Source organism: Micromonospora sp. C81 (assembly GCF_018070425.1).
GTDB classification, from domain to species: domain Bacteria; phylum Actinomycetota; class Actinomycetes; order Mycobacteriales; family Micromonosporaceae; genus Micromonospora; species Micromonospora zamorensis.
The window spans coordinates 75,351-88,889 of the sequence record NZ_JAGPXS010000015.1 but is presented as its reverse complement, the minus strand read 5'-3'; the positions used below and the strand labels follow the sequence as shown (position 1 = coordinate 88,889).

Annotated in this window: 17 protein-coding genes; 6 read left to right on the top strand and 11 right to left on the bottom strand. The window is 68.9% G+C overall.

Annotation, left to right across the window (positions count from 1 at the left end; genetic code table 11):
• Positions 1-8: 8 nt before the first annotated feature.
• Complete coding sequence (locus tag KBX46_RS23010; RefSeq protein ID WP_210794015.1) at positions 9-578, bottom strand: GNAT family N-acetyltransferase; 570 nt, start codon at positions 576-578, stop codon at positions 9-11.
• Entirely contained in the window at positions 578-1,849 is a 1,272-nt protein-coding gene (locus KBX46_RS23005) for an MFS transporter (RefSeq protein WP_308159668.1), read from the bottom strand. The genes KBX46_RS23010 and KBX46_RS23005 overlap by 1 nt, the downstream gene beginning before the upstream one ends.
• A gap of 128 nt (positions 1,850-1,977) precedes the next feature.
• On the opposite strand from KBX46_RS23005, the gene KBX46_RS23000 reads away from it, so the two are divergent.
• Positions 1,978-2,907, top strand: coding sequence for a LysR family transcriptional regulator (locus KBX46_RS23000; RefSeq protein WP_210794014.1), 930 nt, complete (start codon positions 1,978-1,980; stop codon positions 2,905-2,907).
• A 54-nt stretch (positions 2,908-2,961) separates the two neighbouring features.
• Here the strand turns inward: KBX46_RS23000 and KBX46_RS22995 are convergent, their stop codons facing one another.
• Positions 2,962-3,315 (bottom strand): hypothetical protein, encoded by a 354-nt coding sequence (locus tag KBX46_RS22995; RefSeq protein ID WP_210794013.1) that lies wholly within the window; start codon positions 3,313-3,315, stop codon positions 2,962-2,964.
• A complete protein-coding gene (locus KBX46_RS22990) occupies positions 3,260-3,796 on the bottom strand; it encodes an SUKH-4 family immunity protein (RefSeq protein ID WP_247668002.1) in 537 nt (178 codons plus the stop codon). Before KBX46_RS22990 ends, KBX46_RS22995 begins: the two co-directional genes overlap by 56 nt.
• A gap of 135 nt (positions 3,797-3,931) precedes the next feature.
• On the opposite strand from KBX46_RS22990, the gene KBX46_RS22985 reads away from it, so the two are divergent.
• Positions 3,932-4,399, top strand: coding sequence for an HNH endonuclease (locus KBX46_RS22985; protein ID WP_210794012.1), 468 nt, complete (start codon positions 3,932-3,934; stop codon positions 4,397-4,399).
• 63 nt (positions 4,400-4,462) lie between these two features.
• Here KBX46_RS22985 and KBX46_RS22980 read toward each other — a convergent pair whose 3' ends face one another.
• Positions 4,463-4,717, bottom strand: a complete 255-nt coding sequence (locus tag KBX46_RS22980) for a hypothetical protein (protein WP_210794011.1) — start codon at positions 4,715-4,717, stop codon at positions 4,463-4,465.
• 142 nt (positions 4,718-4,859) lie between these two features.
• Here KBX46_RS22980 and KBX46_RS22975 point away from each other — a divergent pair, with 142 nt between their 5' ends.
• Positions 4,860-5,306, top strand: coding sequence for a hypothetical protein (locus tag KBX46_RS22975; RefSeq protein WP_210794010.1), 447 nt, complete (start codon positions 4,860-4,862; stop codon positions 5,304-5,306).
• Between the two features lie 23 nt (positions 5,307-5,329).
• Here the strand turns inward: KBX46_RS22975 and KBX46_RS22970 are convergent, their stop codons facing one another.
• The 3 genes from KBX46_RS22970 to KBX46_RS22960 form a co-directional block, all read right to left on the bottom strand.
• The gene (locus KBX46_RS22970) at positions 5,330-5,542 is read right to left on the bottom strand and encodes a hypothetical protein (RefSeq protein WP_210794089.1); all 213 of its coding nucleotides are present in this window, start codon (positions 5,540-5,542) and stop codon (positions 5,330-5,332) included.
• A complete protein-coding gene (locus KBX46_RS22965; RefSeq protein ID WP_308159672.1) occupies positions 5,502-5,777 on the bottom strand; it encodes an NUDIX domain-containing protein in 276 nt (91 codons plus the stop codon). Before KBX46_RS22965 ends, KBX46_RS22970 begins: the two co-directional genes overlap by 41 nt.
• Before the next feature lie 606 nt (positions 5,778-6,383).
• Positions 6,384-8,285: a S9 family peptidase gene (locus KBX46_RS22960; RefSeq protein WP_210794009.1), complete on the bottom strand. Its 1,902-nt coding sequence runs from the start codon at positions 8,283-8,285 to the stop codon at positions 6,384-6,386.
• Here KBX46_RS22960 and KBX46_RS22955 point away from each other — a divergent pair.
• Positions 8,284-9,099, top strand: a complete 816-nt coding sequence (locus KBX46_RS22955; RefSeq protein ID WP_210794008.1) for a nucleotidyltransferase domain-containing protein — start codon at positions 8,284-8,286, stop codon at positions 9,097-9,099. The two genes, KBX46_RS22960 and KBX46_RS22955, sit on opposite strands and share 2 nt — an antisense overlap.
• A 51-nt stretch (positions 9,100-9,150) precedes the next feature.
• On the opposite strand, the gene KBX46_RS22950 is transcribed toward KBX46_RS22955, so the two are convergent.
• Positions 9,151-9,612 (bottom strand): helix-turn-helix domain-containing protein, encoded by a 462-nt coding sequence (locus KBX46_RS22950; protein WP_210794007.1) that lies wholly within the window; start codon positions 9,610-9,612, stop codon positions 9,151-9,153.
• Between the two features lie 133 nt (positions 9,613-9,745).
• On the opposite strand from KBX46_RS22950, the gene KBX46_RS22945 reads away from it, so the two are divergent.
• A complete protein-coding gene (locus KBX46_RS22945) occupies positions 9,746-10,414 on the top strand; it encodes a DUF899 domain-containing protein (protein WP_210794006.1) in 669 nt (222 codons plus the stop codon).
• Entirely contained in the window at positions 10,411-10,938 is a 528-nt protein-coding gene (locus KBX46_RS22940; protein ID WP_210794005.1) for a pyridoxamine 5'-phosphate oxidase family protein, read from the top strand. Before KBX46_RS22945 ends, KBX46_RS22940 begins: the two co-directional genes overlap by 4 nt.
• Before the next feature lie 72 nt (positions 10,939-11,010).
• Here KBX46_RS22940 and rox read toward each other — a convergent pair whose 3' ends face one another.
• Both rox and KBX46_RS22930 read right to left on the bottom strand, forming a co-directional pair.
• On the bottom strand, positions 11,011-12,435 hold the full coding sequence (gene rox, locus KBX46_RS22935) for a rifampin monooxygenase (RefSeq protein WP_210794077.1): 1,425 nt from the start codon (positions 12,433-12,435) through the stop codon (positions 11,011-11,013).
• Positions 12,436-12,765: 330 nt separating this feature from the next.
• Positions 12,766-13,488 (bottom strand): TetR/AcrR family transcriptional regulator, encoded by a 723-nt coding sequence (locus KBX46_RS22930; protein ID WP_210794004.1) that lies wholly within the window; start codon positions 13,486-13,488, stop codon positions 12,766-12,768.
• Positions 13,489-13,539 lie beyond the last annotated feature (51 nt).

The following is a 13,539-nucleotide window of genomic DNA, read 5'->3' as shown; positions in this document are numbered from 1 at the left end:
GTCGATCATCACGGCGACGTGCGCGTACGGCGTTGCCACCCGCGGTTCAGGATCGCGAACACGAGCCGGTCAGCCCACTCCCCCGCGAACAGATAGCTCGCGACGTGGTGTGCCTCGCGGCGCATGCCGAGCCTGGCCATCAGCCGGGCCGAGGCGGTGTTGCGCCCGTGACACCGGCCATAGATCCGGTGCAGGCCGAACTCGGTGAAACCCCAGTCCACCAACGCCGAAGCGGCTTCCGTCGCCAACCCGCGGCCCCCATGGTCGGGGTTGAACACGAAACCGATCTCAGCCGTACGGTCGACCTGGCTGCGCCACACCAACTCCACGGTCCCGATCACCCCCGCTTCACCGACCGCGGCCAACGCCAGGCAGTCCCCCTCCGCGCGCAGCGCGTCCTCGCCGGCCATGGCGAGCACCGACGCCCGCGACTGCTCACGGGTACGCGGCTCGGCACCGAGCATCCAGCGAACGACGTCGGGTCGACGCTGGTACGCGTACACGTCATCGAGGTCGTCGATGGTGAACGGACGCAGGGTGAGCCGAGCGGTGCGAATCGGATAGGTCGGCTGGAACATCAGGCGAACTCCCGCATCGTCTGCGGGCGGCCGTCATCGTAGGCCTCGGCGTCCCCTGCCGCTTTGGGATCGGGGCGGCGCGGTAGCAGCAACGGGCTGGCGAGGATCAGCAGTCCCGCGACCAGGATGGCCGTGCGAGGGCTGGTGGCGGCGGCGAACAGTCCGCCGAGCGCGCTGAGGACCGCGATGGTGGCACTGCTGCCGATCGACCAGGCCGTCAGAGTCCGGACCACGCGGTCCTTCGGCGTCTGCTCCAGGCGGTAGGTGGCGAGAACCGGGTTGTACAGGCTCATGCTGATGATGATCGCAAGTTCGACGGCGATCACCGTGGCGAGCCCGACGACACCGGGCTGGACGAAGGCGAGGCCGACCAGCCAGATCGCGCGCAACGTGCCCACGGTGCGGATGATCCGGTGTCGGCCGTACCTCGCGACGACCCGGCGGGCCAGGCGTGAGCCGATGAGCCCGCCGACGCAGGGCACGGCGAAGGCAAGCCCGTACTGCCAGGGTGGTAAACCGAGTTCGCCGAGCAGGAGCACGGCCAGCAGTGGCTCGGTGGCCATGATCAGCCCACTGACGAGCAGTTGGTTGAGGTAGAGCGCCCGCAGGCCACGGTGGGTCAGAAGGTGCCGCCAGCCATCGAGCACCTCGCTGGCACGCACCCGGCGACCGCCACCGCGCCGGGGGTGTTCCTCCCGCCCGCCAATCGCCGTGATCCCCAGCGCGGAGAGCAGGTAGCTCACGGCATCGGCCACTATGGTGGCGACCGGGCCGAACAGGCCGACCGCCGCGCCGCCCAGCGGCGGCCCGAGCGCGATGGCGCTCCAGGTCGTCGACTCGAACCTCGCGTTGGCCACGAGCAGGTCGTCCGGCCGGACGAGAGCCTTGAGGTAGGCGCCGCTGGCCGCACCGAAAGCGATCCTGGCGGTGGCGACGACTGCCGAGACGACCAACAACTGCGCGAAACCGAGCCGGCCGAGCGCGTACGCGATGGGGATCGTCAGCAGCACCGCGAACCGGGTCAGATCCATCACGACCATCACCGGCCGTTTGCGGCGGAACTCCACCCACGGCCCGAGTGGCAACGCGACCAGCGCGCCCACCGCCGGCCCCACAGCCGACAGCGCGGACACCTGGGCGGGGCTGGCGTCCAACACCAGCACGGCGATCAGCGGTAGGGCACCGAAGCCGAACCCGGAACCGTAGGCGCTGACCGCGTACGCCGCCCACAACCACCGGAACCGCCGACCCAGGGATCGTCTCGCCGCCACACCCCACACCCCCGCTTCCAACAACCTGCCGTTGGCCGGTGCGATCAAAGCAAGGGCGCAGGGGCCAGATCAAACAACCGAACCCACGGTGAGTCACAACCAGATGTTGTGGAAGTAGGGTTCCTGGCGTGGATCTCGACGCCGTACGCACGTTCGTCGCCGCCGCCGACGCCGGTCAGTTCCAGGACGCCGCCACCACGCTGTCGATCACCCAGCAGGCCGTGTCCAAGCGCATCGCCGCCCTGGAAAAGGATCTTCAGGTACGACTGTTCAACCGCACCGCTCGCGGCGCCCAGCTCACGATCGACGGCCAGACCTTCCTGCCCCACGCCCGGGAACTGCTGCGCGTCGAGGCGCGCGCCGACGCCTCCGTACGCCCCGGTCGGCGCGCCCTGCGCGTGGATGTGCACAGTCGACGCATCGCACCAGCGGTGCTGTTGCAGGACTTCCACCGGGCGCACCCCCGCATCGAGCTGGATGTCGTCACCCTCGACGCCGATGTCCATGCCGCGATGGCCGCCGTCGAGGCGGGGGCGGTCGACGCCACCTTCCACGCCGTCCCCACCCCGGAGCGCCACCTGCCCGACGGGATCAGGACCGCCCGCGTGATCGACGAACACCACGAACTCCTCGTCGGGCCACGCCACGCCCTCGCCAACGCCCGCACCGTCACACCTGCGCAGCTCGCCGCGCACCGCATCTGGATGCCCGGCATGGCCTCCGGCACCGAATGGGCGGACTACTACGACGAACTCGCCGCCGCGTTCGGCCTCACCATCGACCTGGTCGGGCCGGTCTTCGGCAACGAGGCACTGTTGGCCGAGATCGCCGACTCCGCGGAACTGGCGACGTTCGCCGGCGAACGCACCCGGTACCTGTGGCCGGACAGCTACGACCTGCGGCGCATACCGGTACGCGGGCCGGCGCCGATCTACCCCATGTCGCTGATCTGGCGCGACGACAACCCGCATCCCGCGCTCGCCACACTCCGCGATCACCTCGATTCGCGACGAACGAGCCCAGCCGATGCGGAGATCTGGCTGCCAACGTGGGCATGACCAGCGGCGGACCGTCCCGCCGCGCCCTTCAGGGGCGCGACGGGACGGCGTGACCTACTTGACCACCCACCGCAGGCGGCGGGTACGCCACAGGGCCGCCATGCCGATCAGGATCAGCAGGATCCCGACCGCCGCGATGGTGAGGAGGGGTGAACCGGTGATCGGCAGTCCGCCGCCGCCACCGCCTGCCGGGCCGCTCGGCGCCGGGTTCGCCTTGTTCAGGCCGACGAAGTCGGGGATCTCGTCGGCGCCGCCCAGGTAGGCCTGCTTCTCGTCCGAGGACCTCGTGACCTCGGTGAGCGACCTGTCGACGGTGGTCGGCAGGCCCGCGTGCTGCTCCTTGAACGTGGTGTCACTCAGCTTGGTCGTCTTGACCGGCTGCGTGAAGTCGACGCCACCCGTGGTCACCTGCACACCGTTCGGCAGACTGGTCGGCGTAGTTGCCGGTGGCGATGTCCCACGAGAGGCCGTCCCAGTAGTTGTCCGAGGTCATCGCCGGTGCGTCCCACTCCCCGATGACCCGCTGCATCTCGTTCTTGGCGTCTTCCCACCCGTCCGGGTCGCCGCCGACGATTGCGGGCGCCAGACCGGCGACCAGGCGCAGCGAACGGGCGTACAGGTCGAGCGAGGAGTTCACGAACGTCCGTGTCCGACTGTCATCGACGACCAGCACGGCGCCGGTGTCCAGATCGAGGCAGAATTCGCCGCCCCACGCGTCCGTGCCGTAGCCGAATCGCAACAGGCCATCCCGGAAGATCAGGTCCGGGCCGAGCAGAAACAGGTCGTACTCATCGAGTCGCAGCGATTCCGGCAGGTCGGCCGCGACCATCCGCTCCCGCAACTCCGGCGACAGCGACTCCCACCCGTCCAGCTTGCCCAGTGACGACATGGCCGCCAATCTATCGAGCGCCGACCAGCAACGCGGGGACCAACTCGGCCAGGACCGGCGAGTCGCTCGCTCACGCCGGTCCCAGCCGGTCGGTCCTCGTCACCCACGCGCGGCCCCCTGATCTAGCCTGGTGAGATGCTGTCGCAGGTGAAGGGCTTGTCCCGACATTTCACTGAGGAGACCCTGCGCGCGTACCTCATCGGTCGTTCGGTCCGTCGAGACGACGGCTGCCTGATCGTGCGCGGTTACGGCAGCCAGCGGGGCGTGTACCAGAAGGTCGCCGGGCGGGCCTGGGCCCACATCACGGCCTACGTCGTCTTCGTCGGTGGGTACGACCCCGGGTTGGACGTGCGCCACCTGTGTGGCGCGCCGGACTGCATCGAACCCACCCATCTCCAGCAGGTGACCCACGCCGAGAACTGCCGCAACCGCACCCAGCAGCCGCGGTGCCGAAACGGGCACGAGCGGGAGCTCGATCCAACGAGTGGTCGCTACCGCACGGTGTGTCGAGTGTGCAACAGCGAGGCGCAGAAGAGGTGGCGCGTACGGCAGTCCGAAGAGGTTGTCGCAGCACGGGCCGCGTACGGCCGGCAGGTGGGCTGAGCGCGCAGGACACTGCGGCCGGTCAACCCCCGTGAGCCGTCTGGCGTGAGTCGAGCGGCGAGGTCAACGAGACATTGCGTAGAGGGTCAGCGCAGCCAGCGACGGCGCATCGACGATGTCGCCAGCCAAGACCATGGCACGGATCTGGGCGTCGGTGAACGACCGGTGCACCATGTCCTGCTCGGTCGCCTCGCGGTCCGGCTCTCCCTCGGTCAACCCGGTGGCCAGGTAGAAGACGTCGAAGCCCTGGGTGGAAAAGCCGTACGCCTCGTACAGGTGCCCCAGATGGGTGACCGCGCTCCATCGCACGATGCTCACAGATCAACTGCATTGGAGGAAACCTCTTGCTTGAAGAGGCCAGCGCCGCGGAGGCGTTAGTCCTCAAGCGCCTGACCGCGTACCTCGGTTATGCGGAGCTGGCGCACGTCGCGCGGGGGTGACCGGTCCGTATGATCCGGCGATGATCAGTGAGTCGTTGCGCCCCGGCCCGGCGGCCACCGGGCGGCGACCGCCCAGCATCAGCGCCAGCGTGCTGCTGTTCGCGTTCTGGTGGGTGTACGTGCTTGCCGTTGACATCGCGCTCCTGTCCGAGGTCGGCGGCGCCGGGAACTGGCTCGCCCTGGGTGGCTGCACGGTGGCCGTCGGTGTCCTGCTCCGTGGCCTCCGGCGCGGGGCCCCGACCGCGTGGCGGGTGGCCCAGCGATTCGCCGTGGGCGTCGGGCTCGCTTTTCTCGGTGGTGCCGGGACGATGCTGCTGTTCGGGCCGCGCCTCGGGTCGCTGATCACGCCGCCGGTCGAACCCCTTGTCGTCGTGGGGATCCTGGGCGGGCTGCTGGCGGTGCTGGCCCTGCTCGTCAGCGGGCTGCTGCTCCACACCGCTTCGGCCCGGGCCTGGTGCGGTCGCTGATCGACCAGGACGGCGCCCTGCACTCAGTGCCGCAGGAGTCCGGTCGTCTGGATCGTCTCCACGTGCCCGGTCGGCGGCGCACTGCGGTGCAGCTCAAGCCCGACGTCGACGACGACGGAGCGCTCCAGGGTCGAGACCTGTGCCATGGGTGTCCACTGCGCCAGGTCGGTCGTGCCGCACGTCTCGGATCGAAGCTCACCGGCAACGATCCGGGCCCGGTAGAAGATGGCCAGCATGTGCAACTCGACAACATCCCTGTCGTTGCGCTCCACATTCCTCGTACGCGAGTTCACACCGAGCAACTGCTCGACCTGCGCCTCGTACCCCCGTCTCCTCAGTTACCTCCCGCACGACGGCGTCGAACGGATCCTCGGCGTGTTCGACCCCGCCGCCGGGCAACGTCCAGTGGCGCCGGGCACCGTCGGGCGAAACCCAACGGGCGAGCAGCAGGTCCTCATCCCGTAGACACACCGCGTACGCGGCGACCCGGAGCCGTTGCGTGATCACAGTGACCAGGATGTCGCAGTCTCGGGGGAAGCGCTGCCCTCGAACGGGTTGAACGGTTCTGTCAGAACGATTCTCCTGAGATTTCGGCGGTCGGGCTGTCGGCGCGCAATGCCGATCACCGACCTGAGCCGCTTGGCGGCTTCCCACCTGATCGGGTTTGTCAGAGCGCTGACGGCTGCCTGATCGTGCGCGGTTACGGCAGCCAGCGGGGCGTGTACCAGAAGGTCGCCGGGCGGGGCCTGGGCGCACATCACTGGCGGCAGGTGCGCTGAAGCCTTTACCGCAAGCGCCTGAGTGAGCACGTCAACTGGGGCATCGGTCCGCTTCGGACGTCGCTACACCATCCTGAACCATTACGCACAAGAACTGTCATTATGATGCATGCCCGCTTCGCCCCCTTTGTGGCAGCTAATTATCGGATTACTGTTACCTGCAAACCGTTAATGCGTCCAAACGGCCAAGAGGAGGTTGAGGCAGCGCGCGAGTTGGTGAGTTGGACCCGAGGTCTCACGGAGCTGAAGGTCCTGAGGTCAGCTCAGGTAAGCGACGACATCTGATCCACGCGCCCGCTCAGGGCCGGAGCCAGCGATCGAACCAGGCGCGAGTCCGGCGCAGGACGTCGAGTTGATGGTTGCGTTCCCGGACCGAGTGGCCCTCTCTCGGGTAGATCACGAACTCGTGCTCGACATCGAAGTGGCGCAGCGCCCGGTGGAGGTACACGGCCTGCCCGAGGGGAACGTTGGTGTCCTCGGCACCGTGCAGGATGAGCACCGGAGTGCGGATGCGGCTGGCGAAGGAGATCGGGCTGACCGCGTCATGGGGGTGTGGGCCGATGCCGGACCAGCCGGTGCTGCCACCGAGCGCGGCTTCGAACTGGCCGTTCTCCCCGGTCGCGGCGAGCATGCCCCAGTCGACGACGCCGGCACCGACCAGCGCGGCCTGGAAGCGGTCGGTCTGGCCGACGGCCCAGGCGGACATGAAGCCGCCGTGACTCCAACCAGCGATGCCCAGCCGGTCGGGGTCGGCGATGCCCTGAGCGATGAGCAGGTCGATGCCGGTCAGGATGTCGGTCCACTCCTGCCCTCCGACCTGGCCGGCGACGCTGGCGGCGAACTGGTGACCATGGCCCTGGCCGCCGCGCGGGTTGGGCAGGAACACCGCGTAGCCGGCGGCGGCCAGCCACTGCGCGCTGGGGAACCAGAACAACTGGCACCGATCGGCGTAGCGATCGTAGGGGCCTCCGTGCACGATCGTGACCAGCGGGAACGGGCCTTCCGATGCGGACCTTCCGACCGGCAGCACGAGCAAACCGTCCAGGTCGAGGCCGTCGGCGGCGCGGTAGGCCAGCGGTTGTTGCGTGCCGAGTGCGATGCCGTCCAGGTCCGGGCGGGTGTTGGTGATTCTTCGCAGCGGCCCGGTCGACGGCCCGATATGAACGTTCGGGGGTTGATAGCGGGTGCCGGTAATGGCGGCGATCTCTGTGCCGGTAGGAGTGGTGGTGACGTTGTCGAGGCGTCCCGGGTGATGCGACAGGGTGCTGAGGCCGGCGGGGTCGAGCCGGGCCAGTGTCGTGTTCAGACCGTCGGCGAACACCACCAGCGGGGCGGCACCGGTCTGGCAGAGCTGGGTGGGGCACATCGAGAGACCAGCTGTCCGGTTGCGCAGGACGCGGCTGCCCACGGCCAGGTCGAACACGGCGGTGCCGGCCTGCAGCACCGGCGGGGTGAGCGCGACGTAACCGAGGTGCCAACCGTCCTCGCCCGGCCACCAGGCCAGAGATCGTGCGTCGGCCGCGACCGGGCCAAGGTTCTCCGCACTCCCGGTCGTGGGGTCGAACAGGTGCAGTCGGCCGGTGCGCGGGCCGTGGTCGTTGTCGGCGCTGGCCCAGGTGAGCACGGCAAGTGGGCCGCCGCCGGGACGTTGGCACAGTTCCACGACGTGCCGGTCGCCGAACACACCCGGGGTGGTGATCCGGCCGGTGCGCAGGTCGAGCATCCGCAACCGGGCACGCGATTCGCGCTCGCCGACGACGACGGCGTCGTCTCGGTCCCGGGCGCGGCGCGCGTCCTGCTCGGTGGGTTCGTCCTCCGCGAGCAGAGCGACCAGGCGGGGGTCGCTGAGCGGCAGGTGGTCGATGACGCCGGTTCGCCAGTTGGTCACCGTGGTCACCGCGCCGTTGGCGGGGGTGAGTCTGTGTAGCTGCGGGGTGCCGCGGTCGGTGCGGTCGGACAGGAAGAACAGCGTCTCCGAGTCGGCCGACCAGAGCGGCCGGGACTCGGTTGCGGTGTCGGCTGTCGCTCGGCGCGGCACGACGGCGTCATCGGTGCCGGCGAGCCAGAGTTCGGTATCGAGGTGGTCACCGGCCCGGCTGATGGGAGCGAGGACGTAGCAGAGCAGGCGCCCGTTCGGGGCCAGCGCCGGGGTCTGCGGGGCACAACCGTCGACCACGACCTCGGCGGTCAGACCCGTCATGCGGTCAGTCTGCCAGCATCGACATATGTTCTTAGTGGAGGAACGCGACCTGATCCGGCGGCGGCTGCTGCACCTGGCGGAACAGGACCCCGCTGTCGTCGCCGCCGCGGTCACCGGCTCGCACGCCACGGGCGATGAGGATCGCTGGTCGGACATCGATCTGGCCTTCGGGATCAGGGGCCCCCTCGACGCCGTCATGCATCGGTGGACGCAACAGATCTACCAGGACTTCGCGGCGGTCCACCACTGGGATCTGACGTCCGGGTCCGCGATCTACCGGGTGTTCCTGCTGCCCCACTGCCTGGAAGTCGACCTCTCGTTCAGCCCGGAAGTCGAGTTCGGTCCGCGAGGCCCGACCTGGCGACTCATCTTCGGGCGAGCCACACCACCCCAGGCCCCCGCCCCGAGCGCCCACGACGACACGGCTGGCCTGGCATGGCACCACGCACTACACGCGCGGATCAGCATCGAACGAGGCAGATACTGGCAGGCGGAGCACTGGATCAGCGCCATGCGCACCCAGACGATCGCGCTCGCCTGCCGGCGCCTGGGCCACCCCGCCAGCTACGCCAAAGGCGCCCACCTGCTGCCCGCCGACATCACCGGCCCGCTCGAAACGACCCTGGTCCGCTCCACTGATGAGACCGAGTTACGCCGTGCGCTCTCGGCTGCCGCAACGTCCCTGACCGCGGAACTCACTCGCACGGACCCGACCCTGGCCGAGCGACTACACCCGATTCTCACCGAGATCGCTGCGATCAGTCGCCGGCCGCCGGGCAGCAGGCCACACGCCCAGTTGCCGCAGCAACGCTGAGGCTCAGACGCCGCATGTCTCGCACGGTCGGCGGCACCGCCGATCGACCGGTCAGGATCCTGGTTGGGCTCCAGGCCCGGGCAACAGGTCGATGTCCGTAGCCCGCATGGGGTCTTCGCACTCCGAGCACCGCAGCTCCACGTGGCTGATCTTGCCGCAGGCGTGGTGGCGGTAGAGCACGGGCGGGCCGGCCTCGCCCGCCGTCCACCGATCACCCCACCGCACCATCACCAGCAGCAGATCGCAGAGCTCCCTGCCCTTGTCGGTGAGCAGGTACTCGTGGCGGACCGGCCGGTCCGAATACTCACGCCGGGTCAGGACGCCCTGTTCGACCAGCCAGCTCAGCCGTTCGGCGAGCACCTTGCGGGACATGCCGAGGCCCCGCTGGAGTTGCTCGAAGCGGTGCGTGCCGGCGTAGACGTCGCGCAGGATCAGCGGAGACCACGGCTCACCGATGACGTCGAGGGTGCGGGCGATCGAGCACGCCATGGCGCCGAACTGCGTTCGTTGCATGACGCCACGATACGCAAAGGTGGTTCCTTCAAGGAACTGACTCTGTTAGCGTCACATCAGTCCATCCCCTTAAGGAACGGACTGGCCCTGTCCCCCCTCTCCACACGCGTGTGGAAGCCGAAGGAAGGCCCGCATGAACCATCCGCCGATCGTGCCGACCAGGGACTGGCAGGACGCGGTAGACGCCCTGCGCGTACGCGAAAAGGCACTCACCCGCCAGCTCGACTCAGTGGCCGCGGCGCGTCGCCGGCTGCCGATGACGCCGGTCGAGCAGGACTACGTGTTCGAGGGCCCGTCCGGGCCGGCCAGTTTGAGCGACCTGTTCCAGGGCCGCCGCCAGCTCATCGTGTACACGTTCATGTGGCACGGCATTGACGCCGTCTGCTCCGGCTGCTCGATGTTCACCGACAACGTCGGACACCCGGCCCACCTCAACGTCCGCGACGTCACCCTCGCGTTGACGTCTCACGGCCCACTGGACGACCTGCTGGCGGTGCGGCGGCGAATGGGTTGGGACCTGCCCTGGTACTCGTCGCTGAACAACAGCTTCAACGCCGACATGGGCACCGGTGACGGATTCGCGCTGAACGTCTTCCTCCGCGCCGACGACCGGATCTTCCGCACCTACACCACCACCGCCCGCGGCGTGGAACGGCTCGGCAGCAACTGGACCTTCCTCGACCTGACGCCCTACGGCCGACAGGAGACCTGGGAGGACTCGCCGGAAGGCTGGCCGCAAACCCAGCCCTACCGGTGGTGGCGACTGCACGACGAGTACGACACGACCAGGGATCCGTCATGACGGTCGACACGCCAGTCGCTGAACTCCTCTTCCAGCAGGAGGATGCGACACCCTTCAACACCGACGCGGCGACACTCAAGCCGTGGAGCCAGGCGTTGGCCTGCCTGCGGTCGGCGCACAAGTGTTGGCTGTCCACTGTGGGACCGGATGGTCGGCCACACGCCGCGCCGGTGATGGTCGTGCTGGTCGACGGGGCGCCGTGCATTGCGAGCCGCCCGCACTCCCGTAAGAGCCGAAACCTGGCTGGCAACCCCCGCGCTGTCATCACGGTGAGCAGCGAAGATCTCGACCTGGTGGTGAGCGCTGAAGTTCACCAGGTGTCCGGCGGGACCGCACTGCGCCGGGTGGCCGCCGCCTTCGTCACAAAGTACGGCTGGACGTTCGACATCAGGGACGGCCGGGTCCACGACGAGAGTCTGCCCGGATCACCCGAGTACGCCTTCCACCAGGTCTCCCCGGTCCGGGCTTTCGGCTACGGCACGGACGGGCTCACCGCGACCCGTTGGCGGTTCAACCGCACCTGAGGTCACGCCGAGCCCGTCCGCCGCTGGTACGTCTAGGGCGACACTCCTCGACGTCGGGCCGCCGGCCTGCGATCAGTGGGCGGGCTCGCCGAACCAGCGGGAGAGGGGTTGGTCCAGGCTCTGCTGATCGTCACCGACCCAGGCGACGTGCCCGTCGGGCCGCAGCAGGACACAGGGGACGTCCAGCTCCGCGGTGGGATCCGTCAGGTGATCGACCCGGTCTGACCAGCCGCCGACGGTCAGGCGTTCGGTGCGGCCCAGCAGCAGGCCCCGGCCGCGATGCAGCAGACCGTAGAGGTTGCCCTGTTTCACGGCGACGTCGGGCAGGCGGCGGCCGAGCAGGTCGGAGCCCGCGCCGAAGTCGTACCGGATGTCGATCGCTGTGATCTTCTCGATCAGGTGGCGGTTCACCTCGTCGAAGTCCATCAGCTCGGTGAGCAGCCTGCGTACCGCCTGCGGGCCTGGTTCGGGGGACAGCAACTCCATCTGGGCTCGGGTGTTGTCCAGCACGTCCGCGGCGACCGGATGACGTTCGGCCTGGTACGTGTCCAGCAGAGCCTCCGGCGCCCAGCCCCGGATGTGCGCGGCCAGTTTCCAGCCGAGGTTGAAGGCGTCCTGAACGCCCAGGTTGAGGCCCTGTCCCCCGATGGGCGGATGGATGTGGGCGGCATCGCCGGCCAGGAGGACGCGGCCGACCCGGTATCGGTCGGCCAGCCGGGTGGCGTCCCCGAAGCGGGACAACCAGCGCGGGGAGTGCACACCGAAATCGGTTCCGGCGATGGTGCGCAACTGTTGTTGGAAATCCTCGAGGGTGGGCGCCACCGCACGGTCGCTGACTCCCGCGGCGGGGACCACGACGCTGTAGACCCCGTTGCCTGCGGGCCGGAGCCAGAACGGGTGATGGTTTTCGCGGATCGCGTTCACCGTGGCGGCGATCTCCTCCTGCGGCGTGCCCACCTCCATCTCGCCCATCAGCGTCTCGGTCCGTGCGGGCTCCCCGGGAAAGCCGACGCCGAGCAGTTTGCGCACCGTGCTGCGCCCGCCGTCACAGCCGACGAGATAGCGCGAGCGCAGTTGCTCCCCGTCGGTCAGCTCGACGGTCACACAGTGGTCGTCCTGCTCGATGCCGACGACCGCGCGACCACGCCGAACCTGCGCGCCCAGTTCGATCGCATGCTCTTCGAGCAGGCCGACGATGACTGGCTGCGGGATACCCAGCAGATAGGCGTACGCGGAATCCAGGTCTTTCGGTGCGGGTTTGGCGATGGCCGCGAAGAAGCCAGCGGCCGGCCGCTGCCTGCCGTGCGGAAGGACGCGATCCAGCAGGCCGCGCATGGCCAGCAGTTCGAGGCTGCGGACATGCAGACCGACGATACGGACGAACGAGGCGGGCTCGGTTTCCTTCTCCACCACGAGGACCCGTACGCCGTGCAGCAGCAGTTCGGCGGCCAGCATCGCACCGGTCGGCCCGCACCCGACAATGATCACGTCGAAGATGAGGGGCGTGCGATCCGCACTGGTGGACGGCGACTCGACCCTGGTCTGAGACGCGGGCTCGGCGGTGAATTGTTGAGGGCGCATGGGTGTTGCCTTTCGGGAGGGCCTTGTTGGCGGGGCGCTCCCGGCGACACCTACGTCAATCGCCCGGTCGTGACGGAAGGGGGAGCACCCACATCGCTGCATCGTTCATGGGTCTCACCTCCTCGGGCGGGTCACGTCACCTGCAAGCTACAAGCCCGACCATCGTCCCGCCAGCTATTTTCAGTCATGGTCACGGGCCCACGCCTTCTCGTCCGCGCGGCGTTCGCGGCGCTCGCCCTGTCGCCGTCAGCGGTCCTGCAGGCGGGTCAGCGATCGGTGGAGCCACTCGGCCATCAGCGCGCGTTCGGCGTCGGTGAGCCCTGGGAGGTCGGGCAGCACCGTCGCGAACGTCACCGCGACCGCGTTCGTGGCCGTGTCGGGTGTCGCCGGAGTTGTCGCCAGGATGCTGGTGAGCACAGCGTCGAGCATGGCCTCGCTCAGACCGGGGTCGCGCTGCTCCGGGGGCACTCCCAGCAGGGTGAGGATGGTTCCGTTGCCCGCAGAGTGGATCATCAAGAGTGCGCGCTGCTCGTCGACCCGCAGGAGGCCGGCTGCGGCGAGTCGCCGAACGCGGCGACGCAGCACGTCGAGGCCCGCGACCGTCGCCGGTGAGGGTGCGCCGCTCCCCCGCGTCGCGATCAGCGCGTACAGCTCGGGGTTCGCCAGGCCGAAATCCACGTGCGTACGCCATCCGGCTCGCAGCTCCGCGACCGGGTCACCCGCCGCGACGTCCGCCGCGACCGACTTGCCGCTGACATAGGTGGCCATGACATGTTCGGCGACGGCGTCGATGAGGCCGTCCTTGTCGCCGAACAGGCGGTAGATGGTCGGGGCCTGCACTCCTGCGGCCTGAGCGACGGCACGCGTCGTCACCGCGTTCGCGCCCTTCGCACGCAGCAGTTGGGTGGCTGCCGCGACGATGCCGGAACGGACGTCGTCGCGAGATGCCGTGTCCTGCGTCGTCACCATGAACCGATGCTAACAGCACCTTGTTATCTACGAAATATCAGTGTTAACGTC